The organism is Pleomorphochaeta caudata, assembly GCF_055395745.1.
This window is the reverse complement of the sequence record NZ_AP042458.1, coordinates 3,075,039-3,095,579: the sequence shown is the minus strand read 5'-3', so window position 1 is coordinate 3,095,579 and position 20,541 is coordinate 3,075,039. Positions and strand designations below refer to the sequence as shown.

General features: G+C 28.1%; 17 protein-coding genes. 15 read left to right on the top strand and 2 right to left on the bottom strand.

Annotation, left to right across the window (positions count from 1 at the left end):
- Positions 1-392 precede the first annotated feature (392 nt).
- From ACZ5RS_RS14190 to ACZ5RS_RS14140, 11 genes are all read left to right on the top strand, one after another.
- Entirely contained in the window at positions 393-1,703 is a 1,311-nt protein-coding gene (locus tag ACZ5RS_RS14190) for a hypothetical protein (RefSeq protein ID WP_464636540.1), read from the top strand.
- A gap of 249 nt (positions 1,704-1,952) precedes the next feature.
- Positions 1,953-2,294 carry a hypothetical protein gene (locus ACZ5RS_RS14185; RefSeq protein ID WP_464636538.1) on the top strand — a complete coding sequence of 114 codons (342 nt, stop codon included), beginning with the start codon at positions 1,953-1,955 and terminating at the stop codon, positions 2,292-2,294.
- A 31-nt stretch (positions 2,295-2,325) separates the two neighbouring features.
- Positions 2,326-3,387, top strand: coding sequence for a competence protein CoiA family protein (locus ACZ5RS_RS14180; protein WP_464636537.1), 1,062 nt, complete (start codon positions 2,326-2,328; stop codon positions 3,385-3,387).
- Positions 3,388-4,069: 682 nt separating this feature from the next.
- Complete coding sequence (locus tag ACZ5RS_RS14175) at positions 4,070-4,837, top strand: DeoR/GlpR family DNA-binding transcription regulator (RefSeq protein ID WP_464636535.1); 768 nt, start codon at positions 4,070-4,072, stop codon at positions 4,835-4,837.
- Positions 4,838-5,644 (top strand): BtpA/SgcQ family protein, encoded by an 807-nt coding sequence (locus tag ACZ5RS_RS14170; RefSeq protein WP_464636533.1) that lies wholly within the window; start codon positions 4,838-4,840, stop codon positions 5,642-5,644.
- 23 nt (positions 5,645-5,667) lie between these two features.
- On the top strand, positions 5,668-6,726 hold the full coding sequence (locus tag ACZ5RS_RS14165) for a BMP family ABC transporter substrate-binding protein (protein ID WP_464636532.1): 1,059 nt from the start codon (positions 5,668-5,670) through the stop codon (positions 6,724-6,726).
- 57 nt (positions 6,727-6,783) lie between these two features.
- The gene (locus ACZ5RS_RS14160) at positions 6,784-8,295 is read left to right on the top strand and encodes an ABC transporter ATP-binding protein (RefSeq protein ID WP_464636530.1); all 1,512 of its coding nucleotides are present in this window, start codon (positions 6,784-6,786) and stop codon (positions 8,293-8,295) included.
- Entirely contained in the window at positions 8,292-9,377 is a 1,086-nt protein-coding gene (locus ACZ5RS_RS14155) for an ABC transporter permease (protein WP_464636528.1), read from the top strand. Before ACZ5RS_RS14160 ends, ACZ5RS_RS14155 begins: the two co-directional genes overlap by 4 nt.
- Positions 9,377-10,339, top strand: coding sequence for an ABC transporter permease (locus ACZ5RS_RS14150; RefSeq protein ID WP_464636527.1), 963 nt, complete (start codon positions 9,377-9,379; stop codon positions 10,337-10,339). Before ACZ5RS_RS14155 ends, ACZ5RS_RS14150 begins: the two co-directional genes overlap by 1 nt.
- 25 nt (positions 10,340-10,364) lie before the next feature.
- The gene (locus tag ACZ5RS_RS14145) at positions 10,365-11,684 is read left to right on the top strand and encodes an amidohydrolase family protein (protein WP_464636525.1); all 1,320 of its coding nucleotides are present in this window, start codon (positions 10,365-10,367) and stop codon (positions 11,682-11,684) included.
- Position 11,685: 1 nt separating this feature from the next.
- Positions 11,686-13,173 (top strand): FGGY-family carbohydrate kinase, encoded by a 1,488-nt coding sequence (locus ACZ5RS_RS14140; protein WP_464636523.1) that lies wholly within the window; start codon positions 11,686-11,688, stop codon positions 13,171-13,173.
- A gap of 91 nt (positions 13,174-13,264) precedes the next feature.
- Here the strand turns inward: ACZ5RS_RS14140 and ACZ5RS_RS14135 are convergent, their stop codons facing one another.
- Both ACZ5RS_RS14135 and ACZ5RS_RS14130 read right to left on the bottom strand, forming a co-directional pair.
- A complete protein-coding gene (locus tag ACZ5RS_RS14135; protein WP_464636521.1) occupies positions 13,265-15,043 on the bottom strand; it encodes a chloride channel protein in 1,779 nt (592 codons plus the stop codon).
- 372 nt (positions 15,044-15,415) lie between these two features.
- Positions 15,416-16,294, bottom strand: coding sequence for a MurR/RpiR family transcriptional regulator (locus ACZ5RS_RS14130; protein WP_464636520.1), 879 nt, complete (start codon positions 16,292-16,294; stop codon positions 15,416-15,418).
- Between the two features lie 440 nt (positions 16,295-16,734).
- Here ACZ5RS_RS14130 and ACZ5RS_RS14125 point away from each other — a divergent pair, with 440 nt between their 5' ends.
- The 4 genes from ACZ5RS_RS14125 to ACZ5RS_RS14110 are packed head-to-tail and all read left to right on the top strand — an operon-like array spanning position 16,735 to position 20,533.
- Positions 16,735-17,706 (top strand): ABC transporter permease, encoded by a 972-nt coding sequence (locus tag ACZ5RS_RS14125; RefSeq protein ID WP_464636518.1) that lies wholly within the window; start codon positions 16,735-16,737, stop codon positions 17,704-17,706.
- Positions 17,703-18,590, top strand: coding sequence for an ABC transporter permease (locus tag ACZ5RS_RS14120; RefSeq protein WP_464636516.1), 888 nt, complete (start codon positions 17,703-17,705; stop codon positions 18,588-18,590). Before ACZ5RS_RS14125 ends, ACZ5RS_RS14120 begins: the two co-directional genes overlap by 4 nt.
- Positions 18,591-18,599: 9 nt before the next feature.
- Positions 18,600-19,580, top strand: coding sequence for an ABC transporter ATP-binding protein (locus ACZ5RS_RS14115; RefSeq protein WP_464636515.1), 981 nt, complete (start codon positions 18,600-18,602; stop codon positions 19,578-19,580).
- A complete protein-coding gene (locus ACZ5RS_RS14110) occupies positions 19,580-20,533 on the top strand; it encodes an ABC transporter ATP-binding protein (protein ID WP_464636513.1) in 954 nt (317 codons plus the stop codon). The genes ACZ5RS_RS14115 and ACZ5RS_RS14110 overlap by 1 nt, the downstream gene beginning before the upstream one ends.
- Positions 20,534-20,541 lie beyond the last annotated feature (8 nt).

Genomic DNA, 20,541 nt, shown 5'->3' with positions numbered 1-20,541 from the left:
TGTATCCCATAATATTGTAATATATGAAATTTTTGCTATCATACAATTCTGATTATAAGTAGAAATAATAATAGGTATATTATTTTTTTTCATGTACTGAAAATGTTAATCTTCGTATGAAAAATTGCTATTCTAAAAATTAAATTTCTTATCAATGATTTTGTAATCCAATGATTAAAAATCTTATAAAATAAAGATATATGTATCAAAAATTTAATTTAAATTTTGAAAAGAAAACCTTTTCTTTTATAAAAAGTATTAAATACTATTATAGATAATTTATTAATACTTTTTATTTTGCTATTTTTTTATTTATAAGTTTTGTTTCTAACAATAATATTTAATATTATATATATTTGATATATGTTAATAATAAAAATAAGAGGGGAAAAATGATTGAATCAGCACAATATGTAATTGAAAAAACTATAACGCCAGTAAAAAGATTTTATCTAAATTATGAAGAAAATGGATTTGTAGGAATTTCAAAAGAGATTGAAGAAGAAATTAAGCATTTATACAATCAAACTAAATCAGCAAATACATATCTCTTATATTTCAAAAAAACTGGAGATGTTTATAAATATTTAAAACATGCTGTATCAAGTAAAAATAATAAAACTGCAGAAATTATGCATAAGTTTGAGTTAATTCCTTTTGAAGATATTATTTTAGAGTTTGAACAAATATTTAAAAAAGAGTTATATAATATAAGTATTCCTAATGATTTAATCATAGATAATTTATATTCAACTTTTGACTTAGTTTTTTTAGCTGGTATTTATGATACTAGATCAGCAGGATTTTTGAGTATAAAAGATGAAAAAAATAATATTGAATCAGTAGTAGTTAGAGGTAAATTTTCAAAGGAAGGAACCCAAATATTAAATGAATATTTGGAAGAAGATTGTTCTAGAATAAAATATAATTTTACAAATTGGAATAATAGGTATTTTGATGCAATTGTTAATAAAAATATAGATATTTATTTTTTTGAAACAGTTAGGAAAAACACTCAACAATATAAAGGTATATATAATTTAGAGTCTTATGATAAAGATGAGCGTTACATTATTTTACAAAGAAAAAAAGAACATAATACAAGAAAAAATTTAAAAGAAAAACTTGAAGAGAAACCTATTAAATATACTTATAGAAGTAGATATAAATATGGTAAAAAAACTAGTGGAGGGACTTCCTCTATTGGTGAAAATAAGATTAAATCAGGTGAGAAAGCTGAAATAATTGTTCACAATTTTTTAAATAATATTAATATAGAGAACGAAGTTGCATCTTCAAATAAAAAGTCTCATGAATTTGATATAAAAACTATAGATAAAAACCTTGTAAATCTTGAAGTAAAAAATATTTCTTCCTTAAAGGGGTTTTATATTTCTCAAAGTGAAATACAACTTTATAAAACGAATAAAACTAGAATTTGTTTAGTAGATATTAGAAAGAAAGATTGTTTGATATTTATTTCAAAAAAATATCAAGATGCAACAGTATTAAATAAAATATTTAAAGAATTAACAGAAATTAAAGAAGCCACCATTCAAAAGTATTTTGGGAAATATAAAATTGATTCTATTGAGATAGGACTGATAAAACCTGAAAAAGATATTATAGAAAACATATATGATGACTTTTTGCTTATAAATAATTTATCTCAAAAAGAAATAATATCATTTTTAAAAAGGTAATATTTTTATCATTAAATAATCAGTTTTTAGTTAATCAATATAGGACCTGTGTATTTATTCCAAAATTATTAATGTGAGCCATAGTTAAGTTTCTAAGGTGAAGTAAAAAGATTTTTAATAATATTAACAATATGAAGTTTTATAAAAAAATATTCCATATTAAGTAAAAATATTAAATAAGAAATATACAGTTTAGTAAAATTGTTGTATTATAAGAATAATTATTATTAGAAATCTAAGGGGTTTTGTATGTATGTAACTCAATTTGATATTTTTGTATTTTTGTTAATAGTAATAATTGTACCTTTTATTATTTTTTTAATAATTAGAAATTTTTTATGTTGGTATTATAAGATTAATATTAATATTCATCTTTTAGAAAATATTAATAAAAATTTAGAATTTATATCTAAACAAAATTTCCCAGAAAAATATGAAGAATATAAAAAAACATTTTGTTCAAAATGTGGAAAAAAGATTAAAGAAAAAACTTATTTTTGCTCAGCCTGTAATGAATACTTTTGTTATGATTGTATATTAGCAGGGAAAAAATGTCCGAATTGTAATTCTAAAGTACAAGAATTATATTAAAAAGCATTATTTGTTGATTAAAAAAAGTATTATGGATGATATGCTTAATATAAATAAAGAAAAAAATGGGATAAAGTATCAATATGCATTTGATTATGATAAAAAAGAAATTGTGAATATTGATAGCATTAATGAAAGAAATAGGCACAATGATTATAGGTGTATTTCTTGTAATATGAAACTCTTTCCAAAACTTGGGGAAATAAAAGTTCACCATTTTGCACATTTTAAGGGTTGTGCATGTAATTTTGAAACTTATATTCATAATTTGGCTAAACTTTCATTGTATAATAATTTGAAAAATAAACTAGAGAAAAAAATTCCTTTGTATTTATATGTCCATTATTATAAAAGGTGCACTGTTTCTAGACAAAATAATTACCTTGATGATTCTAATTGTATAAAATTAATTAATACAAAAAAAATTGATTTATTTAATTATTATTCAGAAGTCTGTTTAGAGAAAAAAGTTAATGGTTTTATACCTGATGTTTGTCTCTGTGGTTCTGAAAAAATTAATCCTATTTTTTTTGAAATAAAAGTAACACATGGTTGTGATAATCCTAAAATATTTTCTAAAAATAGAATTATTGAATTTGAAGTTTATGATGAAAAAGATGCAATAAATTTAGGAAAATTAAATTTTTTTGATTTTGATTCAAATAAATATCGAATATCAAGTTATAATTTTAAAGAGCATTATAGAGATGTTGATTTATCAAAAACCTGTAAAAATATTCGTTATTTTGTTGTAATGAAAAATGGATTAGTTTTATCACTAAATAATAAATCGATTAAGAAATATAAAGTAGGAGATTTTGCTTTTTTTTATCCAAATTCGTGTTTTGGCAGAAGTCCAAGCTTTATTGAACTTATTCAAAAATGCATTGATAATAATATTTTAGTTAAAAGTTGTTATATATGTAAATATAGAAATCATAATTATAGAGATTGTGTATGTAATCTTAGAGGTAAGACTAAAAAAGAATGTGGTGGCTACTTTAGTGATAGAGATATTGAAGAAAAAAAAGTTAAACAATCTGTTGCTGTCAAATGTGACAAATATAGAATTAATTCTACTTATTTTATGTAATAATTTATTTCTATAATTTAGCTTTTATAAAATGATTAAAATTTAAACCTATGAAACGTAAAAATTTTTAGCTCAAATTCTTATTACATATTATTGTCAAACTAATTAATTAAGTCAATAACGAATTTTTTATATTCTTATATTAAAATTTTATTTATAAAATTTTAATATTTTTATAGTTTTTTTTACTATAGCCTCTTACATTTCTAGCTATGTAATTAGTTTTTATTTGATTGTTCACTTTTAAAGTTCATATAGTTTTAAAAATATTGTTATGAGCAATATAAAAAAATAGTTCATAATTTAGAATAGTCTATTCTTTGATTTTAAAAAAAATAAATTTTTTAGAAAAAAATTTTCTGTTTTTTTAATAATAAAAAATATAGCAAAATGTTTGTATTTAAACAGAATTATGGTTTTAGAAAAAATGATGAAAGATAGATATTTTTAGGAATACAAACAAAAAATAATAATTTTGCTTAGTTTTAAATAAATATTATATAGTATATATTTATGTATATATAATAATTTATTAAATATAAATAATTTATACATATTTATACAAAACTTGCATATTTTATTTATTGCGCGTAAATAAACATTGACAAATGATTTTTGTTGATTTACACTCATAAAAAATTAAAAATGTTTGAACATAAACAACTAAAAAGAAGGAAGTCGTATGAACAATAGGCATAATGAAATAATTAAATTACTTGCTAGTAGCTCATTTATTTCTGTTACAAAATTATCACAAATTTTCGATGTTAGCGAAATGACAATTAGAAGAGATTTAACTCAATTAGAAAAAGATAATCAAGTAAAAAGAGTATTCGGAGGTGTTGTTTCAAAAGAATTATCTACTGCAGAACCTTCATACAATGACCGAGAACAAAAAGCGAGAGAAGAAAAGAATTATATAGCAAATTTGGCATCTGATTTTGTTATTGATAATACAATAATAGGAGTTGATTGTGGTTCAACTTGTCTTGAATTAGTTAGACATTTAATGAATCGAAAATTAACTATCGTCACAAACAGTTTAAGAATAATGAATCTTTGTATGGAGTCAGAAACACTTAATCTCATTGTTCCTCCTGGAACTTTGCGAAAAAGTGAAGGATCGATAATTGGAAGTAAAACAGTAAAATTTTTTGATGAAATTCATCTTGATCAATCTTTTATTGGTGTAGGTGGTGTTGATATAGATTTTGGCTGTTCTGATTATAGTTTCGAAGATGTTGAAGTTAAAAAAGCAATGATTAATTGTTCGGATGAAATATTGGTATTGGCTGATAAACTTAAATTAGGTAAGAAAACATGCAGTCGCATCTGTAAGTTAGAAGATGTAGATATTCTTATTACTAATAAAGATTTAGAAGAAGAATATCAAAATAAATTAATAACAGCTGGAGTAAAATTTATTTACTCAAAGGAAAAAGGTAATTAAGTGAATTCAAATTGGATAAAAGAAGTTTTTAAGGTAGAAAAACCAGTAATTGCTATGTGTCATTTAGATGCAATGCCAGGAGACCCTATGTATGATCAAGATAAAGGAGTTTCATACATTTTAGAAAATGCTTACAAGAATTTAAATGCATTACAAGAAGGTGGCGTAAATGCTGTTATGTTCTCTAATGAATATAGTCTTCCTTATCTTACAAAAGTAAAACCAATCACTGCTATTACTATGGCTCGTATTATTGGAGAATTAAAAAAAGAAATAAAAATTCCTTTTGGAGTAAATGTATTATGGGATGCGAGTGCTTCATGTGAACTAGCAGTTGCTACAGATGCCTTATTTGTAAGGGAAATATTTAGTGGTGTGTACGCAAGTGATTTTGGATTATGGGATACTGATTGCGGAGAAACAATTCGTAAGAGAAATGAGATAGGAGGGAAAAACGTAAAGTTATTGTATAACATTTATCCAGAGGCTAGTAGTTATTTGGGTAATAGAAAGTTATCAGATGTTGCTAAAACTACTGTATTCAATTGTAGGCCAGATGCCATTTGTGTTTCAGGACAAACTGCAGGTGTTGAAACAAATATTAATCTATTAAAAGAAACAGTAGATGCTGTAGAAGGTGTACCAGTTTTTGCTAACACTGGAGTTAATATCTCTAATGTAAAAGAACAACTTTCAGTTGCTAGTGGATGTGTTATTGGTTCAGCTTTTAAAAGTGGAGATTTCTTTTCTCTTGTAGATAAAGAAAAAGTATTAAGATTCATGGATGTTGCAAGAACAGTCCAATAAAAAGGTAAAAGGTTAAAATTAAAATGATAAAACGAATAATAAGTGTTTTAATGGTTTCATTAATTGTTGTTAATAGTTTAGTTGCTCAAGGGTCTTCAGAAAGTAGTAAAGCTGAAGAACAATTAACTACTGTTGCTATTGTATTACCTAGTCCATTAGGTGATAGATCATTCTGTGATAGTGCTAATGAAGGTGTAATTAGAGCAAATAAAGAATTGCCTGTTAAGGCTGATATAATTGAAACTGCTGGTGTTAATGAGCATGAAACAGCTATGAGAAGTGCTATTAATAAAGGCTATGATTTAATATTAGGTGTTGGCTTAGACACTCAAATGATGCTTGATTTAGCAAATGAATATCCAGAACAAATGTTTGGCTCCCCAAGTGAATTATATGCTGATCAACTTCCAGATAACCTTGCTTCTCTATTGATTAATGTTAATGAATCAAGTTTCTTAGCTGGTGTTGTAGCTGGAAAATTAACTAAAACTAATAAAGTAGCTAGTGTATGTGGTGGAGACGCTCCTGGTATTAACCAATTCTTCTATGGATTTAAACAAGGTGTTTTAGCTGTAAATCCTGATGCAACAGTTTATGTTAACTATTTAGGTTTTGATTTTTCTAATCCAACTTTAGGTAAAGAAAGTGCAATATCTTTGTATAACCAAGGTTGTGATATTATATATTCTGTTGCTGGTTTGAGTGGTGAAGGAGTATTAGAGGCAGCTCATGAAACAGGAAAATTTGCTATTGGTGTAGATACAAACCAAGACGATTATTATCCTGGAACAATTATAACTAGTGTTATTAAGAGAGTAGATAATTCAACATATAGCCTTATTGAAGATTATGTAAATGGAACATACAAAGGTGGATTTAGAACTTTAGGTATGGAAGATGCTGCTACAGGTTTATCTTGGGATATTGGTAGTACTACATTTAAAGATAATGGACCTAAAGATATGGTAGCAGAATTACCAGAAATTGAAGATCTAGTTAAATCTTATAAAACAAAAATACTAGCAGGAGAATTTGATGTATATGATGCATTAACAGAACCTTTATGGGATTCTCTAAAGTAATTAATTAATGCTGGATACTTTTAAAGTATCCAGTAATTTTAATATAAAGGATTATTTATGGAAGAAAACGCTATTGTTTTTGAAAATATTAATAAATATTATGATTCAAGTAATGTTCAAGCCTGTAATAATGTTTCTTTTGCTATCAAAAAGGGAAAGATTAATGCTATCTGTGGAGAGAATGGTGCAGGTAAATCAACTTTGATGAATATATTATTTGGTCTTGAAACTGCCGATGATGGGAAAATTATTATTAATAATAAGGAAACCCATTTTTCATCTCCTAAACATGCAATATCACATGGCATAGGTATGGTTCATCAACATTTTATGTTGGTAAAATCTTATACTGTTGAACAGAATATATTGCTTGGTATCGAATCTAAATTTTTTACTAATAAAAACGCAAATAGAAAATATGTATTAGATTTAGCTAAAAAATATTCCCTTCCAATTGATCCTGATAGAATTGTTGAAACACTTGATGTTGGTTTAATGCAAAGAGTCGAAATTCTAAAGATGTTAGCGCGAGATATTTCAACCCTTATATTAGATGAACCAACAGCAGTATTAACTCCAACAGAAGTTAAACCATTTTTAGAAACTTTGAAAAAATTAGCTAAAATGGGAACTACAATAATATTTATTTCACATAAATTACAAGAAGTTTTAGAAGTTTCTGACAATATAGTGGTAATGAGAAAAGGTCGTGTAGTTGGACAAACTCTTGCCAAAGATACTGATATGAACAGTTTAGCCGATATGATGGTAGGACGTAAGGTTCTTTTAAAAATCGATAAGGAAGAACCTAACTTTAAAGATACTGTTTTAAGCTTAAAAAATGTTTGTATGAATAATATTATGGGAAGTGAAGTTCTGCATAATGTATCATTTGATGTAAGAGCTGGGGAAATTTATGGAATAGCCGGAGTCAGTGGTAATGGCCAAGAATCTTTGGTTGCAGGTATCGTTGGGCTAGGACATTTCTCTAAAGGTGAAATAATTTATTTAGGGCAAAATTTAAATAAACAAAGTATTAAAGAAAGAAAAGATTTAGGTATTGGACATGTTCCACAAGACCGTATTAATGGTGGCTTAAATATTTTAGCTAACGTAGAAGAAAATGTTCTTATAGGATTACAAAATAAACCAGAATTTAATTCTCATCATTTAATAAATAGTGAAAAAATTAATAATTTAAGTAAATCAATAATTAATGATTACCATGTTGCTGGGGCTAGTCCAAAAGGAATAGTTAAAAAGTTGTCAGGTGGTAATATGCAAAAAATAGTTTTAGGTAGAGAAATCTCTCAAAATCCTAAATTACTAATTATTGATCAGCCAACTCGTGGTTTAGATGTTGGAAGTATTGAATTCGTTTACCATACAGTTCTTGAATGTAGAAAACAAAATGTAGCAATTTTATTAATAAGTGTTGAAATTGAAGAGCTTATGACTTTGAGTGATAAAATCGGAGTAATGTGTGGTGGCAATCTACAAGGAGAATTAATAGGTTCTGATATTAATGAACATAATATTGGAATACTAATGGCAGGTGGCAAAATATGAAAATATTAAAAAATAAAGCAATAATAGTAACATTTATTACTTCTTTAATAGCTATTTTATTAGGTGCTTTAATTTCCTCCTTATTAATAGCTTTAAGTGGGCAATCTCCATTAGCTGCTTTTCGTACATTAATAGTTTCTGGGTTTGGAACAAGTGGAAAAGTATGGCCAATATGGACAACTCTAGGACAAGCTACTCCTTTAATATTAACAGGTTTAGCTGCTATGATTTCTTTCAGAGTAGGTGTTTTCTGTATTGCTCAAGAGTCTCAATATATTGGTGGTGCAATTGTTGCTGCTTGGCTTGGAGCAAGTTTAACTTTACCTGCTATTATAGCTATTCCTTTGATATTAGTTTGTTCAATGCTTTTTGGATATGTAATTGGTTATATCCCAGGAGCTATGAAAGCTAAACTTGGTGTTAACGAAATTATATCTTCAATTATGATTAATGAAATTTTCTCATTAGTACTTGAGTATTTAGTAGCATTCCCACTTCGTGCAGATTCTGGTCAAAAGGCACAATCAGCTGTAATTAATAAAGCTTATTGGTTACCTCAATTTGTAAATGGATCTAGATGGGGAATATCTTTTATTGTTTCAATGATTTTTGTAGTTATAGTTTATTTCTATATTTTTAAATCTAGTAGAGGTTACGAAATTCGTATGGTTGGTCAAAATCCTACATTTGCACAATATGGTGGTATTAATAGCACCAAAGTAATAATAAGAACATTGTGTTTTAGTGGTTCTGTTGCAGCCTTAGCTGGTGGTATGGAAGTTTTAGGTAATTATCATAGAATTATGACAGGTTTCTCTTCAGGAATTGGTTTTGATGGATTAAGTATTGCAATGCTAGGTGCATCACATCCATTTGGTGTTTCTATAGTTGCTATTCTTCTTGCTGGTATTAGGCAGGGTGCTCAAATAGGATTGCAAATAGATTTACATGTTCCAAGAGAATTAGGCGGGGTTTTGATAGCTCTTATAATTATATTTGTAGCTTGTCAAAAGATATATCTTCCTAAAGTAGAAAAATTAGTAGATAAATTATTTTATAGCAGTGTAAAGGAGGAAGTATAATGGAATTAATTAAAGCTATCTTTTCAATAACTTTGATGACAAGTGCAATACGTTTAGCTACTCCTATTATATTAATTGCTATAGGGGCTGCTCTTTGTAACAAAGCTGGTGTATTAAACCTTGCTTTAGATGGGATGACAACTACCTGTGCATTTGTTGCTATAGTTGCAACATATTTATTTAGAAATTTTACAACAATTGGTATAAACAATCCTATGCTTGCTACTTATTTTGGTGTACTTGCTGCTATGTTATTTGGCGCTCTAATTGGTGCTTTATTAGCTTTTGTGCACACTAAATATAATATTGATTTAGTTTTGTTATCAATTGCATTAAATATGCTAGCAGTAGATATTACTGTTTATTTAATGAGAGCTATATTCAATAAAAGTGGTACATGGAGTGACCCCTCAATTAAACAATTGAATTCTATTTCATTACCTCTTATTAATAAAATTCCTATTATTGGTGATTTGCTTTCAAATTATAATATTATAGTTTATCTAAGCTGGATAATAACAATAGTTTTAGTAATTCTTATTAATAAAACAAAGTTTGGTCTTCATGTTAATGCTGTTGGAGAAAATCCTAAAGCAGCTAAAGCTGTAGGTATTAATGTAAAAAAAGTTCAGTATATAGCACTTATAACAAGTGGATTGTTAGCTGGTTTAGCTGGTTCTTTTTTATCAATTGGACACCTAACTTTATTTACAAGAGATATGGCTGCAGGAAGAGGTTGGCTAGGTAATGCTGCTGCACTATTTGGTTTTAATGCTCCTGGAGGATCCTTTTTTGCAGGGTTATTCTTTGGATTTGCTGAAGCTTTAGCTTTAAGACTTCAAAATGTAACTACTATACCACCATTCTTAATTCAAATATTGCCATATCTATTAACACTAGCTATTTTAGCAATAGTTTCATATAAAGCAATGCGTGAAAAAAAGAAAAAATTCTTATTTTAATAAATAGTTAAAAATCGAGGTAGATATGAAAAAATTAATTAAAGCTAAATACATAATGTGTTTAGATAGTAATGATAGAATTATTGAAAATGGATATATAATCATTAAAGATGGTATAATTACTCAAATTGGTGAATTAAATGATACTTCATTTGAAAATGATAAATTTGATGAAGTTTGCGATATGAAAAATTCACTTGTAATGCCTGGTTTAATTAATAGCCATGCACATACTCCTATGATTTTAACACGAGGTATGTGTGAGGGTGTTAGCCTTTTTACTATGGATGGGTTTATTAATACGTTAAGAAGATATGAATATTATGCGGATGCAAAACTTGCTTCAATGACAGTCCCTCTCTCTTGTGCAGAAATGATAAGAACAGGAACTACAACCTTTGTTGATCAATATTTTTATAGCCAAAATATTTATGATGAAGTTGATAAAAGTGGCATGCGCGCTGTTATAGCATATGGAATAGTTGAACTTGGTGATCCTATCAGAAGAGCACAAGAATTAAAAAGTTGTGAGGAATTCATAGAAAAAAGTGCAAGTCATAATTTAATAACAGGTTGGGTTGGCCCTCATGCTTTTTTTGTAGATAATTCTTTAGAATTAATAAAAGCAGAAATTGCAATGGCAAAAAAATATGATTCAGGTTTTCATATTCATTTTGCAACAAGTAATGAAGAAAATGATTATTGTTTAGAACATTTTAATACTCGTGCTGTTAATAAAATGGAAGAGTTGGGTATTTTAGAAATACCAATTCATGCTGCACATTCAATTACTGTTAATAGTGATGATATGAAAATTTTATCTAAATATCCTTTCCATCCAATAATGGCACCATCCTCAGCAATGAGAAGTGGTTTCCCTGCAGCTCCTGTTATTGAAATGCGTAATGCTGGTTTAACTGTAGCTTTGGGTACTGATAATGTATGTAGCAGCAATAGTTATGATATGTTTGGTGAACTTGGTACTGCTGGTAAATTGATAATTCATAGAGAACAAGATGCATCAGTTATAACACCAAAAGAAATAGTACATATGGCCACAACCGAAGCAGCTAAGGCTTTAGGAAGAGATGATATTGGAACTTTAGATATTGGCAAAAAAGCTGATTTGATAGCTCTAGATACAAGAGATATTGGTTTCGTTCCTTTTTGTGGTCAAGATTTATATACTCAACTTGTATATTCTGTATCAGGATTATCTGTTACAGATTCTATGGTTGAAGGTAAATGGCTTATGAGAAACAAAGAACTTACAACATTAGATTTAGAATATTGCTCCAATCAAGCAGAAAATGCTACAAAAGAATTGATAAGGAGAATGCTATAAGATGTCTAAATTGGTAGTAGGAATTGATATTGGAACAACAGCTATTAAAATAATAGTTTTGGATGTTCTTAGTCTAGATAAATCAGAAATACTAAAGGTCTATACGACTTCTCATAATTTATTAAGCCCAAAACCTCTTTGGGCTGAAGAGGATCCTTTAATCTGGAAAGAAAACCTTTATTCCATGCTTAAAGAGGTTAATGAAGATTATGGAAAGTCTATAGAAGCTATTTCAGTTACTGGTATGGTTCCTACTTTTATTGCATTAGATAAAGATAAAAATCCATTATATAATTCAATACAACAAAATGATTTACGTGCAGAAGATTTTTTAAATAAAGCCACTAATTTTTTTGAAGGGGAAGAAAGTTCTTCCTATTTTTTAAAAACTGGTTCTCATGTAAATAGTCAACATATAGGATATAAATGGCAATGGTTTATTGATAAATTCCCAAAGGAATCTAAAAAAACAAAATATATTGTTGGCTCTTATGATTATATTAGATATTTATTATGTGGAAATTTGAATATTGAATTAAATTGGGCTCTTGAAAGTGGTTTATGGAATGTAAAAAATAATTGCTGGGAAGATTCGATTCTAGATTATTATGATATAAAAAAAGAAATGCTTTCAGAGGTAGTTGATTCAAAAAAAGTTACTGGAACTACTACTGAAATATTAAATATTAAAACAGGTTTAAAAATTGGAATTCCTGTAGTAGCGGGTTCTGCAGATCATGTAGTTTCAGCTTTTGCTACAGGCGCTACAAAACTCGGAGATCTTGTTTTAAAACTAGGTGGTGCTGGTGATGTTTTATTCCCAGTTGATAAATTAACTTATGAGGATAAGTTATTTCTTGACTATTTCCCATCAAAGAATTGTCCTTTTGTTTTAAACGGTTGTACTGCTTCTAGTGGCTCATTATTAAAGTGGTTTAAAAATGAATTTGCAAATGAAGATTTTAAAGAATTGGATGAAAAAGCTGCGTTATTACCAGCAGGTAGTGATGGGGTTGTTGTACTTCCTTATTTTATAGGAGAAAAAACACCAATATTTGATGCTAAAGCCCGTGGTGTTATATATGGACTAACTCTATCGCATACAAAAATTCATATTTATAGAGCTATGTTAGAGTCTATAGCTTTTGCTTTCTTACATCACCAAGAAGTTTTGAAAAATAAAGGATTATCAGTTGATAGAATCTTTATTACTAATGGTGGCTCAACCAGTCCTCTATGGAGACAGATCATGGCTGATGTCTTTCAAAAAGATGTATATTATATCAAATATAATCCAGGCTCCTGTTTAGGTGCTGCATTTTTGGCCGGAATGGGAATTGGAATATTAAATGAAAATGTAATTGAACATTTTACTGAGCAAAAATTAGTTTCTTATACTAATTCAGAGAACTATGATATATATGAAAAAAATTATTATATTTATAGAAATTTATATAAATCCCTGTATCCTCTATTTCATAAAAAATAGAGGAAGACTTCAATATAAATTGTTTTAATAAAGTTGCAAGCTACAAAAATTATTTATAATCTAATTTTATGTAGCTTACAATTATTATTTTTTATGTATTACATCTTTTATCTAAGCTAATATTTAATAATTTTCTCATTGTAACCAATCCAATGATATCTTTATTTTTATCTTCTATTATTAGAATTGATGAATTTAATTGTTGCATTTTTCGAAGTGCATCATAATTATTACAACTTTGTGTGATAACAATATTTATTTTATCAATATATTCATCGATAGTTTGACCTATTTCATAATTTGATTTATATAGATTTTCATATCTAATTTTTCCAATTACATTTTTATTTTTATCAATAACAGGTAGAACACTTAAATTACTAGTTTTCATCAAATCAAGAACATCAGTTATTTTATCATTTTGATCACAATAAATAAAATTCTTTTTTGATACTGCTAAAACTGAAGAGGTTGAAAAACTTGATATTCTTTTATCAAATTCAATATGAATTCCTCTTCTAGATAATTTTTTTGTATACATTGTATCTGGAATAAGTATTTGAGCTATTAAAAATGATATTACTGAACAAAGCATAACCGGTAACATAATCTCGTAGTTTCTAGTCATCTCAAACAACATTATTATTGCTGTTATTACCCCGCCTGTAACACCAGATACAACGCCGACCATTCCAACTAATGCATATGCAGCAATTGAGCCTGTTGATAAAGGAATAAAATTATTTACAATAACTCCAACAATACCACCTAATGCTGATCCTAAAAAAAGTGATGGAGCGAAAATACCCCCGGAACCTCCACAACTTAAGGTAAGAGAATTTGCTACTATTTTTAATATAAGCATAAAAAATAAAAGTGCTAAAGATTCAGCTTTATTTGCTAAAACAAAATCCATGAATTCATAACCAACTCCAAAGATAAAATAGTTACCAAAAAGTTTTAAAGATATTAATCCAATAAGGCCAATTAAAAGGCCTCCAATCATTGATTTTATGGAAGACTTTATTTTTATTTTATCTACAAAATCTTCAAATCCATATACACTTTTTATAAATAGAACAGAAATAAAACCTGCCAATATCCCTAAAATAATATGGAAAATTAATTCATATGATGAAATCATAGCATAAGTTGGGATGATAAATGCTGGGCTAGTGCCAAGAAAGAGTGATGATATATAAGTTGAAACAATAGAACTAATAACAATTGGCATTATAGTCATAATACTATATTCAGGTAATATTAATTCAAGAGCAAATAATACGCCTCCAATTGGTGCATTAAAAGTTGCACCAATTCCTCCAGCAGCTCCTGCTCCAACTAATATTATAGTTTCTCTAGCAGATAATTTAAATAATTGGCCTAGAGAGGAGCCGAAGCTAGAACCAATTTGTACAATTGGTCCTTCTCTACCAACAGAACCGCCTCCTCCAATTGTTATAGCTGAAGCAAATATCTTAACTAGAGCAACTACAGGTCTAATTTTTCCACCATTATTTGCAACAGCTTCCATGACTTCTGGTACCCCGTGTCCTTTAGCCTCTGGTGCCCATTTTTCAGTTATAAAGTTTGCTATCATTAGCCCTACAGCTGGTACTATAATTACCCAATTTCCCCACTTAGAAATATTAGAAATAGCTCCAACAGGCTTGAAGGATATTGTAAAATGAAAGAATAAGTTGTAGAAAAAATTAATTAAATATCTAAATCCAACAGATCCTATCCCAGCAATAATTCCAACAGCTACACATAATAGAGCGATATATGCAGTTCGATTAATTTGTGTTTTTCTCCACTCATTTAATTGAGAATAAACGTTTTTTTCATTTTGTGTCTCAGATGACGACATTTTATGAAGACTCCTTTTTTAATAAGTTACTTTGATATAAATATTATTTGAAATTACATAACGAATCGAATGTCTATAATTATTAGTGTTATAACAATTATATAAAATTAATGTTTCTAAGCAACAATAATATATTCATATTTATTTAACTATATTTTTGATTTCCTTTTGTTTCACTTATTTATAAACAAAAAAAAATTATTTGTTAAGATATAAAAGATATAATTTTCTGTAAATACTATAGATAATATATTTATATAACAAATATATTATTTAAGTAATTATTGTTATACTTATATTAATTTTAAAAATATTGAATTTTTCCATAATAGATATTAGGGATATTAATTTATAAATTATTGATAAAAATTTTTATGAAGTAGAGAGATTTTTTAATTCAAGTTCTTTTTTAATATTTTTGAATTCTTTTATTAAATCGGTTACAGGCTTTTCATTACTGTCTTTTTCAATTTTATTTCTTAAATCATTTATAGCTGAAAGTTGATTAATCATTGCAATAATAGAAGTAGGGGAATTAGTGATTTCTAGAATTTTAGTATCACAGAATATTGTAATATTAGAATTTTCTACTATTGGAGAACTCTGACTATCTGTAAAAGTAATAACTGGAATATTGTCTTTTTTTGCTAGTGCTGAAAAAGTTAGTGTTTGTATGCTATATGGTTTCATAGTAATAGCTAAAAGGACTTTCTTTTCACAGCGTTGTATTTTTGCAATTGAAGAATAAGGATCATTTAAATCCAATATATTACATTGATAACCTTGAGAAGAAAATTTGTATGAAAAATAATTACCACAAATACTAGAAATTTCATGTGCTGCAATAAAGATTGTTGTATCTTTCTCTATTAAATTAAGTGCCTCAATTAACTTATCTGAATCATTCATTCTGTAAGAATTCTTTATACACTTTAATTCTGAAGAGGATACTCTCTCATAATGTTCTGATGGATCTTTGCTATCTTTAAGTATTGCATATATTCTCTCACTAGGAGAATAATTTGTAATAATGAATTCTTGTAGGGCTTTTCTAAAATCATTAAAACCTACAAAACCCAAGTCTTTACAATAATTTAAAACAGTTACTTCAGTTGTAGAAACTTTCTCAGAAAAATCCTTTAAAGAAAGAAAAGCAGTATCTAAAGTATTATTTAAAATATAATCTGCTATTTTTTTTCTTGATGTTTTATGACAATCATAATTGGTTTGAATTTTCTCTAGTATGTTCATAGTATTATCATTTATTAAAAAAACATTATTAGTCAAGGGTAAATTAAAATAATAAACTCTAACACTTTAATTTAATTATATATAAATGAGAAAGTATAAAAAAAATTAAAGTGTTTACTTTAATATAGCGAAAATTCAATTTATTAAATTTTTAGTACTTATCATTAGTTTTAGAACATTTTACTAAATTTGTATAATCCTCATTTATTTTAAAAAAAATATTGGGATAGATTAAAATTAACTAAATTAAAGTTAAGATAATGAATAAATAATTTATATTTATACAAAAAATAAATATTTTAAATTTTTGTCTTGCATAAAAAAGATATTGTGTTTACTATAATTTTATAGGTTAAAATAATATTTTTGGGGAAAAATATATGATTTTATGATTTTTTTAATGTATTTACTTAAAAAAAATATAAAAAGGGTGAGCAAAAATGTGGAAGTATATATTTAAAAGATTAATGATGATGATTCCTGTTTTGTTAGGAGTTACTTTTATTGTTTTTTTCATCATGAACTTAACACCTGGCGATCCTGCTGCAATTATTCTAGGAGATCAGGCAAGTGCGGAAGCCTTGGCTATGAAAAGAGTTGAGTTAGGTTTAGACCAACCCTTAGTAGTAAGATATCTAAATTACATTTGGAATATGTTGCATGGAGATTTGGGAATTTCTTATAAAACTCAATTAAGTGTTTGGGATCAAGTTATTGATAAATTCCCAAATACTGCAATATTAGCAGTTGCTGGTATTTTTGTTGCATTGCTTATTGGTATTCCTGTAGGAATTCTATCTGCTAAAAAGCAATATTCCTTTGGCGACAACTTTTCAATGGTTTTATCTTTAATTGGCGTTTCAATGCCAAACTTTTGGCTAGGTTTATTACTATCTTTATTATTTGCCCTAAAACTTGGTTGGTTTCCATCTCAGGGGATGGGCGAAGGGTTTGGGCCTTTATTAAAAAGTATAGTGCTACCTGCTATAACCTTAGGTACAGGTTCTGCAGCTACTATAGTTAGAATGACAAGATCCTCAATGCTTGAAGTTATAAGGCAAGATTATATTGATACAGCAAGGTCAAAGGGGATAACTGAAAAAACTGTAACAAGAACCCATATGTTAAAAAATGCGTTAATCCCAATTATAACTGCTGTTGGTCTTCAATTTGGTATTCTTCTTGGTGGGGCTATGTTAACAGAAACTGTTTTTTCCTGGCCAGGGCTTGGAAGATTAATGGTTGATTCAATTGTTTCAAAGGATATTCCTTTGGTTTTAGGAACAGCAATTTTTATTGCAGTAATGTTCTCTTTCGTAAATTTAATTGTAGATATTATTTATGCCTTTGTTGATCCAAGAATAAAAAGTCAGTATGACAAGGCAACTCAAGTAAAAAGGAGAAAGGCATGAGCTCTATAAAGACAAAACAGAGAACTGTTTGGGCTGAAACCTGGAGAAGATTAAGAAAAGATAGAATGGCTGTAACTGGTTTGATTTTCATACTTCTTTTGGTAGTTATTGCATTAAGTACAATTTTTATTGATATTTTTACAAATCATGCCATTTATAATGACTTTGTAATAAAACAAAATCTAAGAATGAGATTACAAGGACCTAGTCTTGAACATATTTTTGGATTAGATGAATTTGGTAGAGATATATTTCTTAGAATGCTATGGGGAACAAGATATTCATTATTTATGGGAACCTTTGCTATTGCATTTTCTGTAATAGTGGGAAGTATATTTGGAGCGGTTTCCGGTTTCTATGGAATAGTTGCAGATAATATTATCATGAGATTTATGGATGTTTTACTTGCTATTCCTTCAATGCTTTTAGCTACAGCAATTGTTGCTGCTCTTGGTACTAGTCTTACTAATGTGCTTTTAGCTATATCGATTAGCTATATTCCTACTTTTGCAAGAACAGTTAGAGCTTCCGTTTTGACAATTAAAGATAAGGAATATATAGAGGCTGCTAGAGCACTAGGTGCAAGTGATGCAAGAATAATTTTTAAATACATTATCCCAAACTCATTAGCTCCATTAATCGTTCAAGCAACATTAGGTGTTGCAGGTGCAATTTTATCAATAGCAGGATTATCTTTCTTAGGACTTGGAATACAACCACCAACTCCAGAGTGGGGTTCTATGCTTTCAAATGCTAGAACTTATATTCGTGAAGGCTGGCATGTAACAGTTATTCCAGGATTAGGAATAATGTTAACAATTTTGGCATTAAACCTTTTAGGTGATGGTCTTAGAGATGCTCTTGATCCACGATTAAAGAATTAAGGTAATGTTATGGAAAATGAAATCTTATTAGATATAGAAAACTTATGGGTTAAATACTCAACTGATGATGGAATAGTAAATGCTTTAAATGGAGTTTCTTTAAAACTAAAAAAAAGTGAAACTTTTGGATTAGTTGGAGAGACAGGAGCAGGTAAAACTACTTTAGCAAAAGCTATTATGAGCTTGATACCAACTCCTCCAGGAAAAATAACAGATGGAAAAATTCTCTTTAGAGAGGAAGATTTATTAAAGTGTACCCCAGAGAGAATTAGAGATATCAGAGGTAAAGATATTTCTATGATTTTCCAAGATCCAATGACATCTTTAAATCCTGTTATGAAGATTGGAGATCAAATAAAAGAAGTAATTGAAACTCATAATCCAAAAATGAGTGATAGTGAATTAAATAAAAAAGTTGTTGAAATGCTTAATTTAGTTGGTATTTCTGCAGATAGAACAAACGAATATCCTCATCAATTTTCTGGTGGAATGAAACAAAGAGTAATAATTGCAATTGCACTAGCTTGTAATCCTCTATTATTAATCGCTGATGAACCAACTACAGCATTAGATGTAACTATTCAAGCTCAAGTATTAGAGATGGTTAGAGAGTTGAAGAAAAAATTAAATACTTCAATGATTTTAATTACTCATGATTTGGGAGTAGTTGTTCAAAATTGTGATAAGGTTGCAATCGTTTATGCAGGGGAAATATTAGAAGTTGGTACTTTGAGAGAAATTTTCAAAAATCCATTACATCCTTATACAAAAGGATTATTTGATTCAATTCCTTCCCTAGTTAAAGAGAGTAAAAGATTAAAACCAATTGAAGGGCTTATGCCGGACCCAACTGATCTTCCTAAAGGTTGTAGTTTTTGTCCTAGATGTAAGTTCGCTTTAGAAAAATGTAAAACAGAAACTCCAGATCCTATCCAAAGAGAAGGGGAGCATCAAGTTAAATGCTTTTTATATGAGCAAGGGAATAGATAATGGAGAAAAAAGAAATACTAAGAGTTGAAAATTTAAAGAAGTATTTCCATACACCAAATGGAGTACTTCATGCAGTTGACGATATTAATTTCTCATTAAAAGAAGGTACTACTCTTGGAGTAGTAGGGGAATCCGGTTGTGGAAAATCTACTTTAGGAAGAACCATCTTAAGACTTCATGAACCAACCTCAGGTAAAATCTATTTTGATGGTAAAGAAATTAATAATTACTCAAAAAAAGAAATGAAAGAAGTTCGTAAAGATATGCAAATTATTTTCCAAGATCCATTTGCATCTTTAAATCCAAGGATGACTATTGGTCAAACTATTGCAGAAAGTCTTTTGATTCAAAAAATGGTAAAGAAGAATTCTATTGAATTAGAAAATAAAATTGAAGAACTAATGGATTTAGTTGGTTTAGCCTCAAGATTAAGGAATGCTTTTCCTCATGAACTCGATGGCGGAAGACGACAAAGAGTTGGTATTGCAAGAGTACTTGCTTTAAATCCTAAGTTTATAGTTTGTGATGAACCAGTATCTGCATTAGATGTTTCTATTCAAGCACAGGTTTTAAATTTGATGCAGGATTTACAAGATGAATTTGGATTTACATATCTTTTTATTACTCATGATTTATCTGTAGTTCGACATCTTTCAGATGAAATTATGGTTATGTATTTAGGTCAAATGGTGGAAAAAGCTCCAGCTAATTTGTTGTTTTCTAATCCAATCCATCCTTATACAAAAGCTCTATTATCTGCAATTCCTGTTCCAGATCCAGACTTTAATCCAGAGAGAATAATATTAAAGGGAGAAATTACTAGTCCAATTGATCCTGAACCTGGATGTAGATTCTGTAAAAGGTGTATTAAAGCTATTCCAGCATGTATGGATGGCGATATACCAGTTGTTGAAGTTGAACCAAATCACTTCGTGGTTTGTAAAAATTATTAATTTTCCTA

Coding starts and splice junctions, on each gene's coding strand:
- ACZ5RS_RS14190 (WP_464636540.1), top strand. CDS start 393: ATGATTGAATCAGCACAATATGTAATTGAAAAAACTATAACGCCAGTA.
- ACZ5RS_RS14185 (WP_464636538.1), top strand. CDS start 1,953: ATGTATGTAACTCAATTTGATATTTTTGTATTTTTGTTAATAGTAATA.
- ACZ5RS_RS14180 (WP_464636537.1), top strand. CDS start 2,326: ATGGATGATATGCTTAATATAAATAAAGAAAAAAATGGGATAAAGTAT.
- ACZ5RS_RS14175 (WP_464636535.1), top strand. CDS start 4,070: ATGAACAATAGGCATAATGAAATAATTAAATTACTTGCTAGTAGCTCA.
- ACZ5RS_RS14165 (WP_464636532.1), top strand. CDS start 5,668: ATGATAAAACGAATAATAAGTGTTTTAATGGTTTCATTAATTGTTGTT.
- ACZ5RS_RS14160 (WP_464636530.1), top strand. CDS start 6,784: ATGGAAGAAAACGCTATTGTTTTTGAAAATATTAATAAATATTATGAT.
- ACZ5RS_RS14155 (WP_464636528.1), top strand. CDS start 8,292: ATGAAAATATTAAAAAATAAAGCAATAATAGTAACATTTATTACTTCT.
- ACZ5RS_RS14150 (WP_464636527.1), top strand. CDS start 9,377: ATGGAATTAATTAAAGCTATCTTTTCAATAACTTTGATGACAAGTGCA.
- ACZ5RS_RS14145 (WP_464636525.1), top strand. CDS start 10,365: ATGAAAAAATTAATTAAAGCTAAATACATAATGTGTTTAGATAGTAAT.
- ACZ5RS_RS14140 (WP_464636523.1), top strand. CDS start 11,686: ATGTCTAAATTGGTAGTAGGAATTGATATTGGAACAACAGCTATTAAA.
- ACZ5RS_RS14135 (WP_464636521.1), bottom strand. CDS start 15,043: ATGTCGTCATCTGAGACACAAAATGAAAAAAACGTTTATTCTCAATTA.
- ACZ5RS_RS14130 (WP_464636520.1), bottom strand. CDS start 16,294: ATGAACATACTAGAGAAAATTCAAACCAATTATGATTGTCATAAAACA.
- ACZ5RS_RS14125 (WP_464636518.1), top strand. CDS start 16,735: ATGTGGAAGTATATATTTAAAAGATTAATGATGATGATTCCTGTTTTG.
- ACZ5RS_RS14120 (WP_464636516.1), top strand. CDS start 17,703: ATGAGCTCTATAAAGACAAAACAGAGAACTGTTTGGGCTGAAACCTGG.
- ACZ5RS_RS14115 (WP_464636515.1), top strand. CDS start 18,600: ATGGAAAATGAAATCTTATTAGATATAGAAAACTTATGGGTTAAATAC.
- ACZ5RS_RS14110 (WP_464636513.1), top strand. CDS start 19,580: ATGGAGAAAAAAGAAATACTAAGAGTTGAAAATTTAAAGAAGTATTTC.